Origin of the sequence: Phreatobacter sp. (assembly GCF_030691135.1) — a bacterium.
In the GTDB taxonomy this organism is placed as follows: domain Bacteria; phylum Pseudomonadota; class Alphaproteobacteria; order Rhizobiales; family Phreatobacteraceae; genus Phreatobacter.
Genome location: NZ_JAUYFA010000085.1, coordinates 36,908 through 59,590, shown reverse-complemented (window position 1 = coordinate 59,590; position 22,683 = coordinate 36,908). Strand labels below are relative to the sequence as shown.

The window sequence follows — 22,683 nt, the reverse complement described above, 5'->3', positions numbered from 1 at the left end:
CGGAACGACGGACGAAGCTGTCCGTTTCCCCCTCGCACCCAGGAGAAGCCCGCCTCATGACCGCCCGCCTCGCCACCGCCTACGGCGTCACCTTCCTCGCCTTCGTGCTGATCGACGTCCCCTATCTGATGACGGCCGGCGTCCCGATGTTCCGCGCCGTGCTCGGTGACGTGTTGCTCGTCGAGCCGCGGCTCGCCCCGGCCATCCTCTTCTACCTGTTGTTTCCGGTGGGCATCGTCTTCTTCGCCAGCAGACAGGCTCTCGCCGACGGCTCGCTCGCCACGGCGGCGATCAACGGCGCTGCCTTCGGGTTCTTCGCCTACATGACCTACGAACTGACCAATCACGCGACGATGCGGCTGTGGAGCTGGAACCTCGTCATCGTCGACACGCTGTGGGGCACTTTCCTGACCGCCGCCTCTGCCGTCATCGGGGTGGCGGTGGCCCGCCGCATCAGCGTCCGTCCGATGGCGTGACCAACGCGTTGCGCCACCACAGGCGGCGCGACAGGTAGGCCAGAACGACGAGAAGGCCGCAGACACTGAACGCATTGATGCGGCGAAGCGTGGCCAGTTCCTCCGCCGTGATCGGCACGAGGCCCTCGGCGCCCGCGAGCCGTACCGCGGCCATCGCGGTACCGGTGGCGAAAACAGTGGCCGCCGCGGCCAGGGCGCGCTGGCGTCCGGTAAACAGCAGCAGCGCCAGGACGAGGCAGGGCAGATAGAAGAGCTCTACGCCCGAGCCCGGCCCCATCGCCACGGTGCAAAGGGTCGTGTTGGCCATGCCGGCGGTCACCAGCAAGGCGCCGCCGCGCGCCTCGCCGGCCCGCGCCACGCGCGGAACAGCGGCGAAGAGCGGAGCGGACAGCCAGGTGAGGAGTGCCGGCCAGGCGCGGCCACCGAGCAGCAGATAGAGGTAGAACGGATAGAAGGGCTGGTTGGAGACGATGATGAAGGCGACCGATGCGGCGATGGCGCTGCGCGGTGTCGCACCGTCGAAATAGGCCCAGACGGTGGCTGTCATCCGCTTCGCTGCGGCGAGCATCGGCGTTCTCCCTGGAGGCGCGTTCTGCAACGCCCTCTCCGCATACAGCGCGGCGAGGCGATCGGATCGCTCGGGCCGTCGAGAAGCCTTGCGCCGACAGCTGTTTTCGCTCTCGGCTGGCCATGAATGAAATAAAGCCGGACCATGCCCTCGCGCTTTCCACTTCAAGCACCATCTTGTGACGAGGGTCTTCCTGTCTTTCGACCCGTCGAGATCGCAGGATCATCACGAAGGCGCGGCCAGGCCGCAAGCGGATCGGCTTTCCGGCCCGCTTCCAAATTCCGGCACCCGTGCCGGCCGGCTCGGTGTCGATGCACCGATGGAGGGCAACCTCCACTACGCATCGCCCCTCTGGCCCGGAGCCCTTCGTGACCATCGCCTTCCCCAATGCCGCCCGCAGTTTCGATCCCGCCAAACGGTCGATCCGCTTCTGGGGCCACGAGTCGCAGTTCGAATTCACCTTCGAGGTGGATGCGCATGCGCTGCAGCGACTGAGCCCGCAAAGCGCCGACGACGAGACCTCGCTGCTGCGCGCCTTCGATGCCAACCGCGCCCGCATCGAGGCGGCGGCCGGCCTCGCCCATTCCCGCGGACGACAGACCGTCTACCATCTGTCCGCAGCGGCATTCTGATCGTTCGAGAGGGAGGCCGCCATGGCCAGAAGTGACAAACGCGGCAGCCGCGAGGCCAAGAAGCCCAAGAAACCGAAAGCCGCCGAGGTGGCCCCCGCAGCCGTGACGAGCTTCGCAGCGGTGCAGAAGAAGATCCTGGATGCGGCGGCCGTCCGCAAGAAATAGCGGTACCGCGGTCCTGCAGCCGTCGCGGCGGTCAGGGACCTGCGAATCGACTTGTGCCGGCCCGCCGCGGCCGCTGCCGCCGCTCCTCCGGGGCGCCGGAGCGGGCGCGTCCGGGCCGATAGATCATGTGCGGGGCCTGGCGCCTCGCAGACTTCACTGGAGTACGCTCTGATGGCCTATCGCAAACCGACCCCCGAAGGCAGCCGCGCCACGTCGCACGCCGGTCTCGACAACGCCGAACGGCGCAAGCGCGAGTCGGCGCAGGCCTATGCAGCCGAGCAGAAGGCACGCACCTCCGTCATGACCAACATGATGAGGCTCAGGAGGCTGCGCCTTGAAAAAGAGGCGGCCGATGCGGCCGAGGCACAGAGGATCGCGCTGGAGACGCCGGCACCGGTCAAAAAGGTGCGCAAGGCGCCCGCGAAGACAATTGCCAAGACGGCCGTGAAGGCAGTTGCCAGCACGGGCGAGGCGCCGATGGCCGAGAAAACGGTCGCCTCGTGACCGTCCGTCCCGCCCGCCCGGACGGTGGTCATGGTTCCCCGCGCGGGGCGGCGGCATCATGCTGATCCGCTACGGCTACGACATCACCATCACCTGCACAGCGCCGACGCCGATGGTCTGTCTCCTGAACGCTCATGCCGACCGGGCGCAGGACATCCGCAAGGCGGAAGAACTGGTGACGACGCCGCCGGTCGACAGCCGTACCTATGTCGATCTCTACGGCAATCTGTGCCGGCGCTTCACCGCCCCGGCGGGAGACCTCGCGCTGTGGGCCGACGGCACCATCGAGGACAGCGGCACCCATGACATGGCCTTTCCGCAGGCCGGCGAGGTGCCGGTGGCGCAACTCCCCGACGACTGCCTCATCTACCTCCTCGGCAGCCGCTACTGCGAGACGGACAAGCTAAGCCAGATGGCGTGGGACCGTTTCGGCAATGTCGCGCCCGGGTGGGGCCGCGTCCAGGCCATCTGCGACTTCGTCCACGGCCATATCCGCTTCGGCTATCTCGATGCGCGCTCGACGCGTACCGCGGCGGAAGCCTATGACGAGCGCATCGGCGTGTGCCGCGACTACGCGCATCTGGCCGTCACGCTCTGCCGCTGCATGAACATTCCGGCCCGCTATGTGAACGGCTATCTCGGCGACATCGGCGTTCCCATCGTCGATCCGATGGATTTCAGCGCCTGGATCGAGGTCTATCTCGATGGCGGCTGGAAGACCTTCGACCCGCGCAACAACCGGCCGCGCATCGGCCGCATCGTGGTGGCGCGCGGCCGTGACGCGGCCGACGTGCCGCTCATCAATTCCTTCGGGCCGCATGTGCTGAAGTCGTTCCGCGTCTGGGCCTATGACGTGACCCATGTCGATGCGGAGGGGCGCGCTCCCGGCGCGGCGGGTTGACGGGACCCTCCGTTTAGCGCGGAGGCCCGTACCCACGGCGCGGCGAGCGATCTCGGCTGCAATGGCTGTGGATGGGAAACCGGATGCGAGTATTCCGCTCTGGCTCCAACTTAGCCCGTCGAGACAATGCATGCTGAAAAGTGATTGCCGCTGTTTGGCGTTAAGCTATGGCGCGGGGAATGGTCTTTGACAGGCGAACAATGGTATCCAGCAAAGCGTCTCGACCGACGCCTAGATCGCCGGCCGGTTCGATCAGCGATGGCAGCCCTTCCAGCATCGAGACGACAAGGGTCGCTGTGAGCAGGGCCGTGGCAGGCGGAAGGCCGGGATCGTCGGCGACCAAGGCGTCGCGCATAATCGCGAGATAAGATCGAAAGAACAGCATAATGGCGTTCCTCGCCGCGTCATCGTGGCTGGCACGGCCCTCAATCATCGCCAGCACGCCATGCCTATCCCAATGTACCGTTTCCATCGCGGCGAACCGGACAAGTCTGGCGAATCGCTCGCCCTCGATGCTCACGGCGAGGACGGTTTCGATCCGCTCGCGGTATGAGGCGACCGTCTGGCGGACGAACGCCTCCAGCAGCGCGGCCTTGTTCGGATAGTGATACTGAAGCGCGGCCAGCGATATCCCGACCCGCCTGGCGACATCGCGCATCGAGACATCATCCAGCCCCTTCTCCAGCGCCAGGGCGGTCAAGGCATCCAGTGCCCGCTTGGCCGTTGGCGTCGCGGCGCCGGTGGCGCTTGAACCTTGGTCGACCATCGCAAATCACCTCTGCCTGTCGGTTGACAGGTATATCTCCCCTGACTACCTGTCAAATGACAGGCAGCCGGGTTGCCCGGTCGTTGCCATTCGGCAAGAACCATGGGGAGAACCAATGTCCAGCGTAGACGTCATCGTAATCGGCGCTGGGCTCGCCGGTTTGTCGGCGGCGCAGCGGCTCAAGGAGCGCGGCGCTTCGGTCAAATTGCTCGAAGCTCGTTCGCGGGTCGGCGGTCGCGCTCAGTCGGAGCGGCTCGAGACAGGCCGTTTTCAAGGGGCGGGACAGGTCATCGACCTCGGCGCACAGTTTATCGGCGATGCCCATATGCGCCTGTCCGCGTTGGTGGACGAAGTCGGTCTGACGCGCGTTCCTCGGAACAGCCAGGGCAAGAACGTCTATTTGTGCTCACCTGAAGCCAAACGCGTCGTTGTCAATGGAGACGATCTACCGTTGTCGGTCTTCGGCAAGCTCGACGCGATGCAGATAAACTGGCGCATCGGTCGCCGCCTCGAGGACTTGGGTGTCGCCGACGCGGCAGCGCTCGACGGCATGACAGCGGCGCAGTATCTGCGCCAACTCGCCTTCACCGATGAGGCCTACCGCTACATGGTGGGATTCGTCGAGGCCGAGTTCTGCGTCACGGCCGACGCCTTTTCGGTGCATGAATTTCTCGAACAGTTTGCGTCCGTCGGAGGGCGGAAGGGGGAAGCGGCTTCGGCGGGATGGTTCCTTTCGGAAGGGATCAGTCCGCTCGCCCATCATCTGGCCGGACGGCTTGGTTCGCCGGTCGTGCTGAACGCTCCTGTCGTGAGCGTCCGGCAGGACGACGACGGGGTCACGGTCGAAACGGCTGCGGCGACCTATCAAGCACGGAACCTGATCGTCACGACACCACCGCAGCTCTATCGGTCGATGGGCCTCCTTCGGCTGATGCCGGACCATCGCCGGCAGGTAATCGCAGGCTATCAGCCGGGCGCGGTGATCAAGACGGTGTTCGTCTTCGACGCGCCATGGTGGCGTGATCAAGGGCTCTCGGGGTCGATGCTCTGTCCCGGCGGCATTTGCAACGCAGCCATGGATGCATCCCCGCCTCTTTCGAAGACCGGCATTCTCGTGCTGTTCTCGACGGCGGAAAGCGGGCAGAGACTTGGGCAGACGACAGCCGAAGCTGAGCGTATCGATCGCATTCTAGCTTGGCTTCGTTCCGTGAACGGCGGCGCGGTTCCGTCGCCGATTGCCGCGCGATCAGTCGACTGGAACACCGATCCTTGGTCGCTCGGCGGCTATGCCAGCCGTCGCGGCCTCGGCGGCTGGGCGGCGGCCCCCGATCTCTTTGCGCCGATCGGCCGCATTCATTTCGCGGGAACGGAAACGGCAACAGAATGGCGGTCGTTCATGGAAGGGGCGCTTCAATCCGCCGAACGCGCCGTAGAGGCTGTCCTAGCACCAGGATGAACGCAATCGATCCCTAGTTTCGAACCGGGTTTCCTATGAAAAGCCTGGCGGACAGGGCGGGATTCGAACCCGCGATACGGTTCCCCGTATACACACTTTCCAGGCGTGCGCCTTCAACCACTCGGCCACCTGTCCACGAGAGGCGCTGCATAAAGGCGCCGGTGGGGAATTGCAAGGCGCGACAGACCTTTCCTCCCGCGATCGGTGACGGGCCGGCCTTGCGCCGTGGGTGCAACGGTGTGGCGCTGTCCGTTGCTTCGGCCGGAACCGGCGCCTGCGGCACCTATCGGCGCAGGAACCACTCGGCGAAATAGCGGTTGTCGCCGCGCGGCGCGGACGTCACCGCCCTCGGTACCGTCACGGCGGTCGCGACGCGCGCGCCGGCGGTCCGCGGCGCGCCTTGCGCGGTCCGAGTCCCGGCGGGCACGGCGGCGACCTGGCGGCCGGGCTGGGCGAGGCGCATCTGGGCGGTGCGCGGCACGGCTGCGGCCTGGCGCGTGGCGCGGCTCGCAACTAGGGCGGGCGGCGTCTGCCGGGGGGACGTGCCCTCGATGACGATGCGCGTCGCGCCGCGCTGGCGGGCGACCATCTCGAACAGGGTGCGGGCGTTGCCGGGGGCGAGACGGATACAGCCGTGGCTGTCGACGCGGCCGAGGCGGCTCACCATGGTCGTTCCATGGATGGCATAGCCACCGCGGAAAAAGATGGAATGGGGCATGGGCGCCATGCCGTATTTGCGCGAGTGCCAGCTCCGCTCCAGCCGCTGCGGCCGATAGGAACCGTTCGGCGTGTTGTAGCCGGCGCGCCCTGTCGAGACAGCCCAGGTATGGCGATGTTCGCCGTCGACGATGACGCGCATGGTCTGGCTGGTCTTGTCGACCCTGACGACAATCGCGGCAGAGGCCTCGAACGTCCAGAGAAAGAGGCCGATGAGAAAAGCGGCCACGCTACGGAATGCACGCATGGACTTCCCCTCCGACGCGATACGAACAGAGCTTCCCTTGCGGGCCGTCCACCAGTGATTCCCAAAATGCCGTGCCGTGTAAAGGCCGCAACGGCATAAACCTTAAGATCAGGCGCGCCGGTTGCCGCGCTTCCTCTCGGAGAGGCCGCTGATCTGCGGCACTGCACCGCCGCGGCGGACAGGAATGGTTAATGAAATCCTGACTAGGGTGAGCGATCGAGATTCCCGGGAACGAGACGCGACCATGATCCGCCCCCTCCGCACCGCCGCCTTCGGCGCGGCCTTCCTCACGGCCTTCGCCGCAGTCGCGGGAGGCCTCGCCACGCCGGCCGCGGCCCAGACGCCCGGCACGGTCAATCCACGTCCGCTGCCGCCGCTGGCCAATCCGAACGACCCGAACCTGCCGGCGAAGGAACTGTTCGGCCGCGCGACGACCGGTGCGCCGATGCAGGCGCGCGCCCTGGGCTTCTACTCCCGCGGCTGCGTCGCCGGCGCTGTGGCGCTGCCCGTCAACGGCGAGACCTGGCAGGTCATGCGCCTGTCGCGCAACCGGATGTGGGGTCACCCGGACATGATGACCTTCCTGGAGCGCTTCGCCCGGAAGGTGCCGCAGATCTCGCGCTGGCCGGGGATCCTCGTCGGTGACATCTCGCAGCCCCGCGGCGGCCCGATGCTCACCGGCCATGCCTCGCACCAGATCGGCCTCGATGCCGACATCTGGCTGACGCCGATGCCGCGCCGGCGGCTGACCGCCGAGGAGCGGGAGGCGACCTCGGCCGTGAACATGGTGCGCGCCGACCGGCGCGACATCGATCCGTCGGTCTGGACGGCCGACCATCTCAATGTGATCAAGGCCGCCGCCCAGGACCCGGTGGTGGAACGGGTGCTGGTCAATGCCGCCATCAAGAAGGCGCTCTGCCGGGAGGCGGGAACCGATCGCTCGTGGCTGTCGCGGGTGAGGCCGGTCCCGGGCCACAATTTTCACATGCACATCCGCATCCGCTGCCCGTCGGGAAGTCCGGGCTGCCGCCCGCAGGACCCGCCGCCGCCACAGGACGGCTGCGGCGCCGAACTCGACGGGTGGTTCACCGAGGCGGTGCTGAACCCGCGGCCGAACCCGGACTGGCGCCCGCCGCCGCCGGTGACCATGGCCGGATTGCCCGATGCCTGCCGCGAGGTGCTGGTGGCGCGGTAGAACCCGGAGCGGTCGGGCTGGGCAGGGCCTTACTCCGCCGGCGCAACCGCCGGCTGCACCACGGGGCGCTCCTTGATCGGAATGTTGATCAGGCCAGAGCCGATGCAGAACAGGATGCTGAGATACCACATGATCTCGTAGGAGCCGGTGCGCACGTACATGACGCCGCCGAGCCAGGCGCCGAGAAAGCCGCCGACCTGGTGGGAGAAGAAGACGAAGCCGTAGAGCATCGCCATGTAACGGGTGCCGAACATCAGCGCGACGAGACCGGAGGTCGGCGGCACGGTGGAGAGCCAGAGCAGGCCCATCAGGGCGGCGAAGACGAGGGCGAGGGCGGTGCTGGGCGGGAAGACGAGGAGCAGGATCACCGCCGCGCCGCGGGAGAAGTAGATCCAGACGAGCAGCCAGCGCTTCGACATCCGCGAGGACAGCCAGCCGGCACCGAGCGAGCCGACGATGTTGAACAGGCCGATCAGCGCCAGAGCGACGCCCGCGACCCAGGCCTCGATGTTCAGGTCCTTCAGATAGGTCGGGTAGTGCGTGGTGATGAAGGCGAGCTGGAAGCCGCAGGTGAAGAAGCCGATGACGAGATAGACGTAGCTCGGATGGGCGAAGGCCTGCTTCAATGTCGCCGCGATGCTCATCTCGGCGCCTGTTCCCTGGCCGACGCCCGACGACGGGCGGGTCGCCAGCGCGAATGACAGGGGGATGATCAGGACCGGCACGCAGGAAAAAATCAGCAGGGCCACCTTCCAGCCGACGAGATCCATCAGGAAGGGCGTCAGCGGCGCGAAGACGAACTGGCCGAAGGACGAGGCGGCGGTGCCCATGCCCATGGCGGAGGCGCGGCGGCTCTCGGGAAGCAGCTTGGCGAAACAGGCGAGAACGAGATTGAACGAGACGCCGGCGAGGCCGAGGCCGACGAGCGTGCCCGACAGGACGTGCATGGCCAGAGGCGGCAGCGGCAGCACCATGCAGGCGAGGCCGAGCCCGTACATGATCGAGCCCGCCCAGAAGACCTTGAGCGTGCCGAACCGGTCGGCGATGGCGCCGGCGAAGGGCTGGCCGACGCCCCACATCAGGTTCTGGATGGCGATGGTCAGCGAGAGGACGTCGCGCGTCCAGCCGTTCTCGGTGGAGACCGGCATGAGGAACATGCCGACGACGGACCGCGGCCCGAAGGACAGGAGGCCGATCACGCAGCCGCACAGGATGATGACGAAAGGAGTGCGCCAGGTGTCCGGACGATCGGGCGAGGTCGTTGCGGTCATCAGGGAGCTCCGGCCTGCGTCGTGCAGCTACACGTCCGGCACTCTAGTTTCGATGCGTCGCATCCGGAAGCCAAAAGCCGTGATGGCTCCCATACCATAACCCGATGACGCCGGGTGTCAGCGGCGGCCCGATCAGGCCCGACGCCGGGTCAGCTTTCGCCGGGTGTCGTCCGGACCAGCTGCACCTGCGGCCCCGATCCCCAGTTGCGCGGCCGGTAGAAGACGTGGATGCCGATCTGCTGCAGCCGGTTCATCGAGCGCGCCCACCAGGGCCGCACATAGGTGGCGTGGTAGTGCGTGGCGTGGCCGACTTCCGGCAGCCAGATCCGGCCCGCCATCATGTCCCTGGCGATCGTGGTGGCGCGGGTCCAGGGCACCGCCTCGGTCGGCACCAGGCTGCTGCGGCCCTCGCAGGCGAAGGTGAACTGGCAGGCGAGATAGCGGTGGGCGTTCTGGTAGACGACACCGCAGACGTCGCGGGGATAGAAGCCGGAGACCGAGCGGTTCAGGACCACCTGGGCGACGGCCATCTGCCCGCGCTCGGGCTCGCTGCGCGCTTCCCAGTAGATGGCTTCCGCCAGGCAGCGCTCGGCGCGGGCATGGGCAGGGCCGGTCAGCGCGAGGGCGAGGGCGGGATGGGTAACGGTGCCGCCGCGCGTCGGGACGCGGTCCTCGACGGGGGCCTGGAGGCTCGGCGCGACGGGCCGGGCCAGCAGGCGGGCGAGCAGCGAATCCGGACGGTCGCCGCGGCTGTCGGTGGCGAAGGGGCCGAGGACGGGATCGAAGCCGGCCACTGCCTCGTGGGTCGCGGTGACGCGGAAGGGCGCGCTCTCGAGCGGCATGGAGGGAGCACCGAAACCGGCGCCGGCACGGGCAATCGGCCCCTCGCCGCCGATGGCGATGCCGGCCTTGTCCTCGTCGAGGGTGGCGGCGAACCGGCGGCCCTCGAGAGCCTCCTCCTCGACCAGTTCCAAGGGCGGCACGACCAGTCCGAACCGCGCGGCCGGTGCGCGGTCATCGAGGATGATGGAGGGCGCAACCGCAGCCAGTTGCAGGCCGCCGATGGCGAGCGGCGAATGTTCGGTGTCGGCGCCCTCGCCCGGGGCGGCGGGCATGAAGCGGGCGGTCTCCGAAAGGTCGGCCGGCGGGGCGAGCATGGAGGGATCGTTCTCCAGCGATCCGATGCTCAGCCGCAGCTTCGGGCGCTCGAGCAAAAGGTCACCCTTCGCCTCGCGGTTGGGCAAGGGATAGATGACGGCACGGTCCATGCCGGCGCCGAGCGCAGGCCCAGGACGCGGCCCGGCACGTCGCAGGTCGTCTGTCGGCGCCATGGACAGGCTCGCCATGACGAGGTGCGGCGCTTCGGGTTCCCGGAGGATGGGGCGGCTGAAGACGAAGCCCGCGACCGTCGTCGAGGGACGCACGAGGCTCGCGACATGGCGGCGCCAGGTCTGGTCGACGCCGGCGCGGAGCGCCATGTGGCTGACGAGATCCTGATAGGCGACGGGCTGGGAGGAGAGGAGGAGGAAGGACGCCGCCATGCCCGGAACCAGCACGGCCGCCTTCACCGAGGGCGACGAAGCCCAACGCAACGCACGCATAGGCACGCACTCCACGCAACGCAACAAACGCCACAGGGCGGTGCCACCGAGCACACGCCAACGGAACACGCCGTAACCGCACAGCGCGGTCATCGACCACTAACCTTATCGCCGAAGTAACGTTGAGAGCGGGTTAATGGCGCGCCGTTTCAGGCGAGGCGGTCCTTCAGGCGGCCGGCGAGGATGTGCTCGCGATCGAAGGCGCCGGTGCCAGGAGGGGCATCCTGGCCGGCGGCGAGGGCGAGGCCGGCGGTGCCGAAGCGCGTGCGCAGCGCCTCCTCGACCCAGAGCCGTTCCTGGGCGGCGCGGCGGGCTGCCAGGCGGCCGGCGTCCAGCCAGGTGCGATGGGCGGCGAGCGCCTCGGCGAGGGCGCCCAGCCCCTCTCCCGTCGCCGAGGACGCCAGCACCACCGGTGCGGTCCAGCCACCGGACTCGCGGGCGGCAAGGGTCAGGGCCCCCTCGACATCGGCCTTGGCGCGCTGCGCGGGCGCGCCCATGTCGGCCTTGGTGACGACGATCACGTCGGGCAGTTCCATGACGCCGGCCTTCATGAACTGCAGGCTGTCGCCGGAGCCCGGCTGGATGCAGAGCACGACCGTGTCGGCCACCATCGCGACGTCGGCCTCCGACTGACCAATGCCGACGCTCTCGACCAGAACCCGGTCGAAGACGGCGCGCATGACGACCATTGCCGCCACAGTCTGGTCGGACAGGCCGCCGAGCCGGTCGCGCGCCGCCATGGAGCGAACGAAGACGCCACGGTCCGACGGGTCGGTGGAGATGCGGGCGCGGTCGCCGAGGAGAGCCCCGCCGGTGCGGCGCGAGGAGGGATCGACGGCGATAACGCCGACGGTGTCACCGGCCCGGCGCCACGCCGCCACGAGGGCGTTGGTCAGCGTCGACTTGCCGACGCCGGGCGGGCCGGTGAGGCCGAGGGTCGCACCGCGCGCCGCCCGGCAGGCTTCGTCGAGGAAGCGCGCGAGTTCGACCGTGCCGGCGGCCGTCTCGATGGCCGCGAGGGCCGCGGCCAGCGCGCGTTTGCCGCCGGCCCGCATGGCCTCGACCGAGGCGGGAACCATCGCACTCACCCCAGGAGAGCCGTCGTGGCGACATGGACGAGGCCGCCGGCGATGAACCCGCCCGCCCGCCACGTCATCGGCAGTGCGCCTTCGACCCGGCCCTGCATGGCGAGGACATTGACGCCGATATCGAAGACCAGCGCCACACCGAGCAGCCACATCAGGCCGGGGATGGCCTCGATCAGGGCGGGATGGGCCTTGAAGACCAGGGCCAGAACGACGCCCGTGACCAGCATGACTGCGACGAAGACAATGCCGGGCAGCGGCAGGTTAGGGCGGGTTGCATCGGTCATCGGGTCTCGGCGAGGCATCGGCAGGGATGGCGCAGCCTCGCACAAGGGCTGCGTCCCGCCAACCGCGACGAAGGTGACGGGCCGCCTCAGGCCTGCCCCGCCGCCGCCTTGCCGAGGGCCGCCTGCGCCGCCGCGAGGCGGGCGATCGGCACGCGGAAGGGCGAGCAGGAGACATAGTCGAGGCCGACCCGCTCGCAGAAATGGATGGAGGGCGGGTCACCGCCGTGCTCGCCGCAGATGCCGAGCTTGATGTCAGGGCGGGTCTTGCGGCCGCGGTCGGCGGCGATCTGGACGAGTTCGCCGACGCCCTCCTGGTCGAGGGAGACGAAGGGATCGATCGAGATGATCCCCTTGTTGATATAGGGGTTGAGGAAGCTCGCCGCGTCGTCGCGGGAAATTCCGTAGGTCGTCTGCGTGAGGTCGTTGGTGCCGAAGGAGAAGAACTCCGCGCTTTCGGCGATCTTGCCGGCCTGCAGGGCGGCGCGCGGCAGTTCGATCATGGTCCCGACGATATAGTCGAGGCTGGCGCCGGTCTCCTTCATGACGGCCTCGGCCATGGCGACGATGCGCGCCTTGACGAGGTCGAGTTCGGCCTTGATGGAGACCAGCGGAACCATGACCTCGGGAACCACGGGCTTGCCGCTCTTCCGTCCGGCGATAACCGCGGCCTCGAAGATGGCGCGCGCCTGCATCTCGGCGATCTCGGGATAGGCGACGGCAAGACGGCAGCCGCGGAAGCCGAGCATCGGGTTGACCTCGTGCAGTTCCTCGGCGCGGGCCTTCAGCTTCTTCGGATCGGCGCCCATGGCGGCAGCGACCTCGGCGATCTCGGCATCGGTATGGGGCAGGAACTCGTGCAACGGCGGATCGAGCAGGCGGATAGTGACGGGCAGGCCGGCCATGATCTCGAACAGCTCGACGAAGTCGGAGCGCTGCATCGGCAGGAGCTTGGCGAGCGCGGCGCGGCGGCCATCCTCATCGTTGGCGAGGATCATCTCGCGCATGGCGACGATCCGCTCCTCGTCGAAGAACATGTGCTCCGTGCGGCAGAGGCCGATGCCCTCGGCGCCGAATTCCACCGCGGCGCGGGCGTCGGCCGGGGTCTCGGCATTGGTGCGCACCTTGAGGCGGCGGAACCCGTCGGCCCAGCCCATGAGGGTGCTGAATTCGCCGGAGAGCTCGGGCTGGAGCATGGGCACCTCGCCGAGCAGCACCTGCCCGGTCGATCCGTCGATGGTGATGACGTCGCCCTTGCGCAGCACCTTGCCGGCAATCGACATGGTCTGCGCCTGATAGTCGACGCGCAGCGTACCGGCGCCGGAGACGCAGGGCTTGCCCATGCCGCGGGCGACCACCGCCGCGTGGCTTGTCATGCCGCCGCGCGTCGTCAGGATGCCCTCGGCGGCATGCATGCCGTGGATGTCCTCGGGGCTCGTCTCGACGCGCACGAGGATCACCTTGTGGCCGCCGGCCTTCATCGCCTCGGCCTCATCGGAATTGAAGACGATCTCGCCCTGGGCGGCGCCGGGCGAGGCCGGCAGGCCGGTGGCGAGCACGCGACGCTCGGCCTTCGGGTCGATGGTCGGGTGCAGCAGCTGGTCGAGGGAACTGGGCTCGACCCGCGAGACCGCCTCCTCGCGCGTCAGCAGGCCCTCGTTCGCCAGTTCAACGGCGATCCTGAGGCTCGCCTTGGCGGTGCGCTTGCCGTTGCGGGTCTGCAGCATCCAGAGCTTGCCGCGCTCGACGGTGAATTCGAGGTCCTGCATGTCGCGGTAGTGCTTTTCCAGCGTCGCCGCCACCGCGATGAACTGCTGGTAGACTTCCGGCAGGGCTGTCTCCATGGACGGCTTGTCGGAGCCGGCATTGATGCGGGCGATCTCGGTGATGTTCTGCGGCGTGCGGATACCGGCGACGACGTCCTCGCCCTGGGCATTGATGAGGAACTCGCCGTAGAGCTCCTTGGCACCGGTGGAGGGGTTGCGGGTGAAGGCGACGCCGGTGGCGGAGGTTTCGCCCATATTGCCGAAGACCATGGCCTGGACGTTCACCGCCGTGCCCCAGCTCTCAGGGATGGCATGGAGGCGGCGATAGGTGATGGCGCGCTGGTTCATCCAGGACGAGAAGACGGCGCCCATGGCGCCCCAGAGCTGTTCGCGGGGGTCCTGCGGGAAGGGGCTGCCGGTCTCCTCCTCGACGCGCCGCTTGTATTCACCCACGAGGTGCTTCCAGTCCGCGGCCGAGAGGTCGGTGTCGAGGGTCAGGCCCTTGCGCTCCTTGTAGATCTCCAGGATGTCCTCGAAATTGTGGTGGTCGACGTCGAGGACGACATTGGAATACATCTGGATGAAGCGGCGGTAGCTGTCATAGGCGAAGCGCTCGTCGCCCGAGCCCTGGCCGAGGGCGGCAACGGTCACGTCGTTGAGGCCGAGGTTGAGGATCGTGTCCATCATGCCCGGCATGGAGGCGCGGGCCCCCGACCGCACGGAGACGAGGAGCGGGTTGGCGGCATCGCCGAACACCTTGCCGGTGAGCGTGCCGATCTGGGCGAGGCCGGTCTCTACCTGCGCCTTCAGTTCCGCCGGATAGGAGCGACCGTTGGCGTAGTACCAGATGCAGGCTTCCGTGGTGATCGTGAAGCCGGGGGGCACGGGCAGGCCCATATTGGACATTTCCGCGAGATTGGCGCCCTTGCCACCCAGCAGGTCGCGCATGCTCGACTGTCCCTCGGCCTTGCCGTCGCCGAAGGTGAAGACCCATTGCGTCATGGTCGAATTCCCGGACTTGTCATGCGCTGCACCGACACCGGAGGGGAGCCGATTGCTGCGGCGCGTTTCTTTAGGCGCTTTCGCGGTTTCATTTCAACCGCGGCCCCATTCTCCCGGTCCGCAGGGCGCTTTCATGACGCTGCGATGAAGGCTGGATGAATGCAGTGCGGCACGATTATACTGCATTGCAAGAGGATTGTTCCCCGTGATCAGCGTCATCATTCCGACCCTCAACGACGAACGCCGGCTGGTGCCGACACTCGCCTCTCTCGTCTCGGGAGCGGCGGACGGGATCGTCATCGAGGCGGTGATCGCCGATGGCGGGTCACAGGACGGGACCGAGGCGGTGGCCGATGTCGCGGGCTGCCGGTTCCTGGTCGGTCCGGTCGACCGTGGCGCCAGGCTCGCCGCCGCGACGGGGACGGCCAAGGCGCCCTGGCTGATGTTCATGCGTCCCGGTGTCGTGCTCGACGAGGGATGGATCCGCGAAGTCCACGGCTTTCTGGATCTGGTGACCCGGCGCCAGGAGATCGATCGCCGTGCCGCGGCCTTCTCCCTTGGCGTCGACGATTACGGACTGGCGGCGAAGGCACATCTGGCGCAGGCGCGATTGAAATTCCTGTTCGGCGGCGGAGCCGATCCACATCAGGGGCTGCTGCTGTCGCGTACCCACTACCGGGCGCTCGGCGGCCACAGGGCCGGCATGGACAGCGAAACAGCCCTGACCCGCCGGCTGGGGCGCAGCCGGGTGATCACGCTGCGCAGCCGGGCGACGCCGGTCGCACAGTAGTTCGGCAGTGGGACGATGAGCCCGCCAGGCGCGGCCGGCCGGTTCAGAATGGCTCACCGGGCGCGCCGGTGATTCGAACCGCCGTGCCATCGAGACGGCTCTATTCGCTGCGACGATTCAACCGCTGACCATTTACGTAACGTTATCGAAGTGGAGGCATTCTCCTACCTCTTAGGTCGGTTACAGCGCGCCCATGATTCCCTCGCTCGAAAATCCCGTCGAACAGGTCCTCGCCGCGGTGGATCAGTTGCCGCCGATGGCGCAGCAGGCGCTGGTGATGGGCATCCTCGGCCAGTTCGGCCCCGACCGGCCGCGCCCCTCCGCCAAGGCGCAGGAGCGGCTGGACCGGATCGTGGCGCACCTGCTGCCGCCGATGCCGATCGAACGGCGCGTTTTCTTCGCCCGCAGTTTCGGCGCCCTCGATCTCGACCTGCCGCGCACCTTCGCAGCGATCGAAAAGGACGACGAACTCGTCGCAGAGATTTCCATCGGACAGGTCACCCCCGAGCCCGCCACCATCCTCAACCTCGGGAAGCAGCGACGCTTCGTCGACATGCGGATCATGGCGGAGCGCGAGGATCTGACCGGCGAGGCGGCCGAGGCGCTGGCCGAGGTCGGCGACGCGCGCACCGTCCGCACACTGGCCGGCAACGCAAACGTCACATTGTCGTCGAAGGCCTACGGACGGCTCGTGACCCGAGCCTCGCACGACCCCCAGCTCCAGGGCCAATTGTGCAGCCGGCCCGAACTCGGCCCCGAGGATGCCCTGCGCCTGGCGCTGGTTGTGCCCGACAACCTCAAGACAGTCCTGTTCGAACGGCTCGATCGCGATGCCGTGCAGGAAGCACAGAAGCTCGCCTCCGAGGCGATCATCGCCAAGGTCAGGCGCATCCGCCTGCATGGGGACTGCGTTGAAGGCGCGGATGAACTGCGCCAGAACGTCAAGGACGGCACGAAGTCGCTCGCAGAGGCACTGACGCTCCTGGCGGCGACCGATCAGGTCATCCCCGCGGTGGAAATGCTCGGCGTCACCCTCGACATCAAGCGGGAGGCGCTGATCACCGCCCTCGCGCGCGGGCGTATCGAACCCTTCGAGGCCATGGCCCGCGCCGTCGCCCTCGACGAGAACGTCTACGCCTCCCTCGTCGGATCGTTCTGCCGCCGCTGGCGCAAACCGGCGCCGGATCCGCGTGGCCTCCTGCGCCGCTACCGGATGCTGACCGAGAAGGAGATCGATGCGGAACTGGCCCTGCTCCGCGGCCATGCACCGAAGCGGTCGCAACTCCGCAACCAGCCAGCCCAGCGCCTGTCGATCCCCGTTCACCTCGCCTGACACGCACGACGCCGCATTGACGGGCGGAGCGGCGGTCACCATGTCGGAGGTCAGGACGCGCCGTCAGGCAGGCCGCGCGCAGGAACGTCATGCCAGCCACACGCCTTATGATCCTCGTCGCCGGGCTGATGGGTGCCACCGGCGTGGCTTTCGCAGCCCTGGCCAGCCACGCCTATGCCGGCACCAGTCTCGCCGTCGCAGCGACCATGCTGTCGCTGCACGCCCCCTTGATCATTGCGGTCGCGATCGGCCGGAAGGCGGATCTCCTCAACGATCTGGTCGCGCGCATCGCCGCATGGGCCCTGGTGGCGGGGACCGTGCTCTTCAGCGGCGACATCGCCATGCGCGTCTTTGCAGGCACAGGCCTCTTTCCCATGGCGGCCCCCATCGGCGGCATGGCGATGATGGCCGCCTGGGTCGGGGTGGCTCTGGCCGGAGCGCTGGGCGGCCGGCGCTCGGGCTGAACCGGGGGCCGGCGCGCCAACTGCACGGAAGCCACGCGCCGCTGCCGCTGTTTCGTGCAGATCGGCAATGCTAGCCTCGTCCTCCCTCCGGCAGGCAGGCCCCCGTGCAGCAGCTCTCCCACGACCGCTACCGGTCTCCGGCGTCCGACATCGATGGACGGGCAGCCTGGATCAGGCTCGCGATCGCGCTGGCGCTCGGCACGATCGGCGGCGTCGGCATGTGGTCGGTCGTCGTGGTGATGCCGGCCGTGCAGGCCGATTTCGGGATCGGCCGGGGCGAAGCCGCCCTTCCCTACACGTTCGCGATGCTGGGCTTTGCCGGCGGCGGGGTGGTGATGGGCCGCATCTCGGATCGTTTCGGTATCATGGCGCCGGTCATCGGCGGCAGCTTCCTCCTCGGCGCGGGCTATGCGCTCGCTGCCGTCGCGCCCTCGATCATTGTCTTCGCCCTGGTCCATGGCCTGCTGATCGGGCTCGGATCGGCGGCCGTGTTCGGCCCGCTCCTCGCCCATGTGTCGTTCTGGTTCGACAGGCGGCGCGGCATCGCGGTGGCCATCGCGGCCTCGGGCAATTATCTCGCCGGTGCCATCTGGCCGCAGATCGTGCGCTTCTCGCTGGACAGCGTCGGCTGGCGAACGACCCATCTCATCATCGCGGTCACCGTCGTGGTGCTGATGGTGCCGCTGGCGCTGCTGCTCCGCCGCAGGCCGCCGACCGCGGAGACCGGGTCGGTCAGCCTCGCACGCTCGGCGAGCCCCGCCGCCCTCGGGCTCTCGCCCAACATGCTGATGGTCCTGCTTGCCGTCGCGGGCGTCTCCTGCTGCGTGGCGATGTCGATGCCGCAGGTCCATATCGTCGCCTATTGCGCCGATCTCGGCTACGGCGTGGCGCGGGGCTCGGAAATGCTCTCGCTCATGCTCGCCTTCGGCATCATCAGCCGCGTCGCTTCCGGCTTCGTGGCCGACCGTATCGGCGGGCTGGCGACGCTGCTGCTCGGCTCCACGCTGCAGGGGCTCGCGCTCGTCCTGTTCCTGACCTCGGACGGTCTGACACCGCTCTACATCTTCTCGATCCTGTTCGGCCTGTTCCAGGGTGGCATCGTGCCGAGCTACGCCATCATCGTGCGGGAGTATTTCGCTCCGGGCGAAGCGGGCACCCGCGTCGGCATCGCGCTGATGGCGACGTTGCTCGGCATGGCCTTCGGCGGCTGGATCTCGGGCGTCATCTTCGACATCACCCAGTCCTATCAGGCCGCGTTTATCAACGGCATCCTGTGGAACCTGGTGAACCTCGCGATCGTTGGATGGCTCCTGCTGCGGCGTGAAAGGCTGGCGCGGGCCTGAGGCTCTCGACGCCCGCCTGCCGACGCGGCACCCTGCGGTGTCCGCCTTTCCCGAAGGGGCTTGCATGAGAAACCAGACCCGCATCGCCCTCGACGTCAGGGACGTCGAACAGCTGTTCGCCACCTTCGATCCTTCGCCGTTCCACGCGTTCAGCCTGAACAGCACCGCCGCCCAGTACATCGCATCCCAGTCCTGGTACGCGCCGCGACACGACGCCTTCGTGATCGCCCTGAGCATCCGCGGCAAGCCGGCCCCTGCGGTTCAGGCCGCCAAGCTTGAGGAGGTCGTCAGGGTTCATTTCAGCCGGATGGCGAACAGCGAGCACCAGAATCTGCGCCAGCTCATCCGCACCGGCCTCATCTCGCTCGCCATCGGCCTGTGTGTGCTCGCCTTCTGCACCGTGCTGTCGCGTGCCATCGACAATTCGGCTCTTCCGGGGGGCTGGCGCGAGGGGCTGCGCGACGGCATCTCCGTCTTCGGCTGGGTGGCCAACTGGCGCCCGGCGCAAATCCTCTTCTACGACTGGTGGCCGGTGCGCCGCACCCGCAACCTCTATCGCCGGCTGGCAACCGCGACCGTCGAAGCCGCCGATCGCGGCGAGCGTACAGCGGCGTCAGACGAGGTCGCGCCTCTCGACACCATGCCGATCGGCGCCGACCGCAATTGAACCGTCAGTTGGCGCCGGTCAGGCGGATCGCCGCCGGGCCCATGATGACGACGAAGAGACAGGGCAGGAAGAAGACGATCATCGGAACGGTGAGTTTGGGCGGCAGCGATGCCGCCTTCTTCTCGGCGTCCGACATGCGCATGTCGCGGTTTTCCTGCGCCATCACCCGCAGCGTATTGGCCAGCGGTGTGCCGTAGCGCTCGGCCTGGATGAGCGCCATGGTGACGGCCCTGACACCGTCGAGGTCGGTGCGCTTGGCGAGGTTCTCATAAGCCATGCGCCGGTCCTGCAGGTAGCTCAACTCGGCCGTGGTGAGGGTGAGCTCCTCCGCCAGCGCGATGGACTGGGTCCCCACCTCGACACTGACGCGCTTGAACGCCATCTCGATCGACATGCCGCTCTCGACGCAGATGAGCAGGAGGTCGAGGGAATCGGGAAAGGCACGGCGGATCGAGGTCTTACGGTGATCGATCTTGTTCTTGAGGTAGAGCATCGGCAGTTGCAGGCCAATGTAAGCCGCAAAGAGCGTGAGCAGGATCCGCACGATGGCGGGCTGACCGAGGTCATTGACGGCGAAGAGATAAACGAGCGCTGCGAGCATCGTCACGATCGGCACGATCAGGCGGAACAGGAGGAAGACGATATAGGGCGCCTGGCCGCGATAGCCGGCCTGGACGAGCTTGTCGCGAGCCTCTTCCTGCGCCAGATGCTTGCCGAGCTGCAGGCGGTCGACGATGAACTTCACCCAGGCCTTCGGCGTGCGCCGCACCGAGACGCGGTCGCCGTTGGCAAGCCTCGCGCGCTCGCGCTCGCGGATCTTGTTGCGCTCCACTGATACCGCCTTCATGCGGCGGCCGAGATTGTCGCCCGCCAGAAGCGGCATGGCGAAGGTGAGGACCGTAGCGCAGACCGCGATGGCGATCAGCGCCTGGATCATGAAATCGGGATCGTGGAGCTTCTCGATGATGAGCTTCAGCATGGTGTCCGTCGCCCCATCAGAAATCGAAATTGATCATCTTGCGCATGACCATGACGCCCGTGAACATCCAGAACAGGCAGGCGGCCATCAGCAGGCGGCCCATGTCGGTGGTCCACAGCAGCGAGATGTATTGCGGCGTCGACAGGTAGACGAAAAACATCACCGCTGGCGGCAGGCAGGCAATGATCGCGGCCGATGATTTCGCTTCCTGGGAGAGCGCCACGATCTTCGCCTTCATTTTCTTGCGGTCACGCAGCACCTTGGCGAGGTTGCCGAGGGTTTCGGACAGGTTGCCGCCGGCCTTCTGCTGGATCGACACGACGATGCAGAAGAAATTGGCCTCGGCGACGGGCATGCGGTCGAAGAGCTTCATCACCGCCTCGTGCAGGGGGATGCCGAGCGTGGTCTGTTCGACGATATGCCGGAACTCGGTGCGGACCGGCTCCTGGGCCTCCGTCGCGACGATGCGGATGCAGTCGCCGAGCGGCAGACCGGCCTTCACGCCGCGGACGATGACGTCGACTGCATTGGCCAGTTCGTTGAGGAAGGCCGCCATGCGGCGCTTCTTCAGACTGTTCAGGATCCATTGCGGAACCCCGACGCCGAAAACCACGACCGCCGCCAGGATCGCCACCGGGGGCAGGCCCATCACCAGGGTACCGAGGCCCGCTCCGAGGGCGAGCACGCCCGAGATGATGTAGAACTGGCGCAGCGTCCATGTGAGGCCGGCCTGGGCGATGCGGACCTGGAGCGGCGGCTTCGACGTCTTCTTCTGCTTGCGCTCGATCTCCTTGAGCGTGTCCTCGATGCTGACGCGCTTGGCCGAAGCGTCCTCGACCTTGTTGCGCACCGGCCGCGGGGTGACCTGCGCCACCGCTTCGAGGCGCTGGTCGGCCTTCACCTCACCGGAGAGAAGCGGATAGATCAACGCATAGGCGAGGCCGCCGGCACAGACGATGGCGAGGCCGATGATGGCGAGAGTATCGAGTTCCGGCATGGGCTCACCTCATCGGCTCGCCGACGTCCGCCGCATCCAGTGCGGCAGCCAGGCGCTTGTCCTCGTTGTAGTAGCGGGCACGGTCCCAGAATTTCGGCCGGCCGATCCCCGTCGAGCGGTGGCGGCCGATGATCTTGCCGTCCTCGTCCTCGCCGACCATCTCGTAGACGAAGAGGTCCTGGGTGATGGGCGTATCACCCTCCAGGCCCAGCACTTCAGTGATGTGGGTGATGCGGCGCGAGCCGTCGCGCAGGCGGGCGGCCTGCACGATGATGTCGACCGAGCCGACGATGATCTCGCGGACGGTCTTGGCCGCCAGCGAAAAGCCGCCCATGGCGATCATCGATTCCATACGGGAAAGGCACTCGCGCGGCGAGTTGGCGTGGATGGTGCCCATCGAGCCGTCGTGGCCGGTGTTCATCGCCTGTAGGAGGTCGAAGACCTCGGGGCCGCGGACCTCGCCGACGATGATTCGTTCGGGGCGCATACGCAGGCAGTTCTTGACGAGGTCGGTCATCGTGACGCGGCCTTCGCCCTCAAGGTTCGGCGGACGCGTTTCGAGGCGGACGACGTGGGGCTGCTGCAGCTGCAGTTCGGCCGCGTCCTCGCAGGTGATGATGCGCTCGTCGGAATCGATGTAGCGTGTCAGGCAGTTGAGGAGCGTCGTCTTGCCGGAGCCGGTGCCGCCGGAGACGACGACGTTGCAACGCACGCGGCCGATGATCCTCAGGATTTCGGCGCCCTCCGGCGTGATCGAGCCGTATTTGACGAGCTGCTCGAGGGTCAGCTTGTCCTTCTTGAACTTACGGATGGTGAGGACGGCGCCGTCGATCGCCAGCGGTGGTGCGATGACGTTGACACGGGAGCCGTCGGGAAGGCGGGCGTCGCAGATCGGCGAGGATTCATCGACGCGGCGGCCGACCTGGCTGACGATGCGCTGGCAGATGTTCATGAGCTGGGCGCCGTCGCGGAAGCGCACACCCGTCTTGGAGATCTTGCCGGAGACTTCGATATAGACCGTGTTTGGACCGTTCACCATGATGTCGGCGATGTCGTCACGGGCGAGAAGCGGTTCGAGCGGGCCGTAGCCGAGGACGTCGTTGCAGATGTCCTCGAGCAGGTCCTCCTGCTCGGCGATCGACATCACGATGTTCTTGATCGTAATGATCTCGTTGACGATGTCGCGGATTTCCTCGCGCGCCGACTGGGCGTCGAGCTTGGCGAGCTGGGACAGATCGATCGCCTCGATCAGGGCGCCGAAGACCTGGCTCTTGGTCTCGTAGAACGAGGAGGATCGCTGGCGATCCTCGGCCGGGGCCGAGGCCGGCGAGAGGGGCGGCGAGGGCATGGCCACGCCGCGCGGGGGCTCCGGCGCGCGCGCCACTGCCGGCGACGGCGCGCGTTCAAGCGTGCCAACGCCCGGAGGGGGTTGCCGCCCGATGCCAGATCCGGAATTGCCGCGCTTGCCGAACAT

Annotated in this window: 23 protein-coding genes and 1 tRNA gene; 12 read left to right on the top strand and 12 right to left on the bottom strand. The window is 67.5% G+C overall.

Going from position 1 to position 22,683, the window contains the following annotated elements; translation table 11 throughout:
* Positions 1-56: 56 nt before the first annotated feature.
* Positions 57-476, top strand: a complete 420-nt coding sequence (locus Q8O26_RS15565) for a DUF2177 family protein (RefSeq protein ID WP_305577173.1) — start codon at positions 57-59, stop codon at positions 474-476.
* Here Q8O26_RS15565 and Q8O26_RS15560 read toward each other — a convergent pair.
* Positions 454-1,044: a hypothetical protein gene (locus tag Q8O26_RS15560; protein ID WP_305577171.1), complete on the bottom strand. Its 591-nt coding sequence runs from the start codon at positions 1,042-1,044 to the stop codon at positions 454-456. The genes Q8O26_RS15565 and Q8O26_RS15560 overlap by 23 nt on opposite strands.
* A 368-nt stretch (positions 1,045-1,412) precedes the next feature.
* On the opposite strand from Q8O26_RS15560, the gene Q8O26_RS15555 reads away from it, so the two are divergent.
* The 4 genes from Q8O26_RS15555 to Q8O26_RS15540 all read left to right on the top strand — a co-directional run bounded on the left by Q8O26_RS15555 (position 1,413) and on the right by Q8O26_RS15540 (position 3,246).
* Complete coding sequence (locus tag Q8O26_RS15555) at positions 1,413-1,676, top strand: DUF1488 domain-containing protein (RefSeq protein WP_305577169.1); 264 nt, start codon at positions 1,413-1,415, stop codon at positions 1,674-1,676.
* Between the two features lie 21 nt (positions 1,677-1,697).
* Positions 1,698-1,841 (top strand): hypothetical protein, encoded by a 144-nt coding sequence (locus Q8O26_RS15550; RefSeq protein ID WP_305577167.1) that lies wholly within the window; start codon positions 1,698-1,700, stop codon positions 1,839-1,841.
* Positions 1,842-2,012: 171 nt separating this feature from the next.
* Positions 2,013-2,345, top strand: coding sequence for a hypothetical protein (locus Q8O26_RS15545; protein WP_305577165.1), 333 nt, complete (start codon positions 2,013-2,015; stop codon positions 2,343-2,345).
* A 58-nt stretch (positions 2,346-2,403) separates the two neighbouring features.
* Positions 2,404-3,246, top strand: coding sequence for a transglutaminase family protein (locus Q8O26_RS15540; RefSeq protein ID WP_305577163.1), 843 nt, complete (start codon positions 2,404-2,406; stop codon positions 3,244-3,246).
* Positions 3,247-3,406: 160 nt separating this feature from the next.
* Here the strand turns inward: Q8O26_RS15540 and Q8O26_RS15535 are convergent, their stop codons facing one another.
* A complete protein-coding gene (locus tag Q8O26_RS15535; protein ID WP_305577161.1) occupies positions 3,407-4,012 on the bottom strand; it encodes a TetR/AcrR family transcriptional regulator in 606 nt (201 codons plus the stop codon).
* 115 nt (positions 4,013-4,127) lie between these two features.
* On the opposite strand from Q8O26_RS15535, the gene Q8O26_RS15530 reads away from it, so the two are divergent.
* Positions 4,128-5,468 (top strand): FAD-dependent oxidoreductase, encoded by a 1,341-nt coding sequence (locus Q8O26_RS15530; protein WP_305577159.1) that lies wholly within the window; start codon positions 4,128-4,130, stop codon positions 5,466-5,468.
* Positions 5,469-5,513: 45 nt separating this feature from the next.
* Here the strand turns inward: Q8O26_RS15530 and Q8O26_RS15525 are convergent.
* Together Q8O26_RS15525 and Q8O26_RS15520 are read right to left on the bottom strand one after the other, a co-directional pair.
* Positions 5,514-5,603, bottom strand: a tRNA-Ser gene (locus Q8O26_RS15525).
* A gap of 148 nt (positions 5,604-5,751) precedes the next feature.
* The gene (locus tag Q8O26_RS15520) at positions 5,752-6,432 is read right to left on the bottom strand and encodes a L,D-transpeptidase (protein ID WP_305577157.1); all 681 of its coding nucleotides are present in this window, start codon (positions 6,430-6,432) and stop codon (positions 5,752-5,754) included.
* A gap of 244 nt (positions 6,433-6,676) precedes the next feature.
* Here Q8O26_RS15520 and mepA point away from each other — a divergent pair, with 244 nt between their 5' ends.
* Complete coding sequence (gene mepA, locus Q8O26_RS15515; protein WP_305577155.1) at positions 6,677-7,627, top strand: penicillin-insensitive murein endopeptidase; 951 nt, start codon at positions 6,677-6,679, stop codon at positions 7,625-7,627.
* A 29-nt stretch (positions 7,628-7,656) separates the two neighbouring features.
* On the opposite strand, the gene Q8O26_RS15510 is transcribed toward mepA, so the two are convergent.
* The 5 genes from Q8O26_RS15510 to ppdK form a co-directional block, all read right to left on the bottom strand.
* A complete protein-coding gene (locus Q8O26_RS15510; protein ID WP_305577154.1) occupies positions 7,657-8,898 on the bottom strand; it encodes an MFS transporter in 1,242 nt (413 codons plus the stop codon).
* 149 nt (positions 8,899-9,047) lie between these two features.
* Positions 9,048-10,499: a cell wall hydrolase gene (locus Q8O26_RS15505; RefSeq protein WP_305577152.1), complete on the bottom strand. Its 1,452-nt coding sequence runs from the start codon at positions 10,497-10,499 to the stop codon at positions 9,048-9,050.
* Between the two features lie 149 nt (positions 10,500-10,648).
* A complete protein-coding gene (locus Q8O26_RS15500) occupies positions 10,649-11,578 on the bottom strand; it encodes an ArgK/MeaB family GTPase (RefSeq protein WP_305577150.1) in 930 nt (309 codons plus the stop codon).
* A 5-nt stretch (positions 11,579-11,583) separates the two neighbouring features.
* Positions 11,584-11,871, bottom strand: a complete 288-nt coding sequence (locus Q8O26_RS15495; protein ID WP_305577148.1) for a hypothetical protein — start codon at positions 11,869-11,871, stop codon at positions 11,584-11,586.
* An 86-nt stretch (positions 11,872-11,957) separates the two neighbouring features.
* A complete protein-coding gene (gene ppdK / locus Q8O26_RS15490) occupies positions 11,958-14,636 on the bottom strand; it encodes a pyruvate, phosphate dikinase (RefSeq protein ID WP_305577146.1) in 2,679 nt (892 codons plus the stop codon).
* 205 nt (positions 14,637-14,841) lie between these two features.
* Here ppdK and Q8O26_RS15485 point away from each other — a divergent pair, with 205 nt between their 5' ends.
* The 5 genes from Q8O26_RS15485 to Q8O26_RS15465 all read left to right on the top strand — a co-directional run bounded on the left by Q8O26_RS15485 (position 14,842) and on the right by Q8O26_RS15465 (position 19,233).
* Entirely contained in the window at positions 14,842-15,426 is a 585-nt protein-coding gene (locus Q8O26_RS15485) for a glycosyltransferase (protein WP_305577144.1), read from the top strand.
* 193 nt (positions 15,427-15,619) lie between these two features.
* Positions 15,620-16,759: a DUF2336 domain-containing protein gene (locus Q8O26_RS15480; RefSeq protein ID WP_305577142.1), complete on the top strand. Its 1,140-nt coding sequence runs from the start codon at positions 15,620-15,622 to the stop codon at positions 16,757-16,759.
* Between the two features lie 89 nt (positions 16,760-16,848).
* On the top strand, positions 16,849-17,223 hold the full coding sequence (locus Q8O26_RS15475; protein ID WP_305577140.1) for a DUF423 domain-containing protein: 375 nt from the start codon (positions 16,849-16,851) through the stop codon (positions 17,221-17,223).
* 104 nt (positions 17,224-17,327) lie between these two features.
* The gene (locus Q8O26_RS15470; protein ID WP_305577138.1) at positions 17,328-18,566 is read left to right on the top strand and encodes an MFS transporter; all 1,239 of its coding nucleotides are present in this window, start codon (positions 17,328-17,330) and stop codon (positions 18,564-18,566) included.
* 64 nt (positions 18,567-18,630) lie between these two features.
* Complete coding sequence (locus Q8O26_RS15465; RefSeq protein ID WP_305577136.1) at positions 18,631-19,233, top strand: hypothetical protein; 603 nt, start codon at positions 18,631-18,633, stop codon at positions 19,231-19,233.
* Between the two features lie 4 nt (positions 19,234-19,237).
* On the opposite strand, the gene Q8O26_RS15460 is transcribed toward Q8O26_RS15465, so the two are convergent.
* The 3 genes from Q8O26_RS15460 to Q8O26_RS15450 are packed head-to-tail and all read right to left on the bottom strand — an operon-like array spanning position 19,238 to position 22,683.
* Entirely contained in the window at positions 19,238-20,212 is a 975-nt protein-coding gene (locus Q8O26_RS15460) for a type II secretion system F family protein (protein WP_305577134.1), read from the bottom strand.
* 16 nt (positions 20,213-20,228) lie between these two features.
* A complete protein-coding gene (locus Q8O26_RS15455; RefSeq protein WP_305577132.1) occupies positions 20,229-21,209 on the bottom strand; it encodes a type II secretion system F family protein in 981 nt (326 codons plus the stop codon).
* Between the two features lie 4 nt (positions 21,210-21,213).
* Positions 21,214-22,683: a CpaF family protein gene (locus Q8O26_RS15450; protein ID WP_305577130.1), complete on the bottom strand. Its 1,470-nt coding sequence runs from the start codon at positions 22,681-22,683 to the stop codon at positions 21,214-21,216.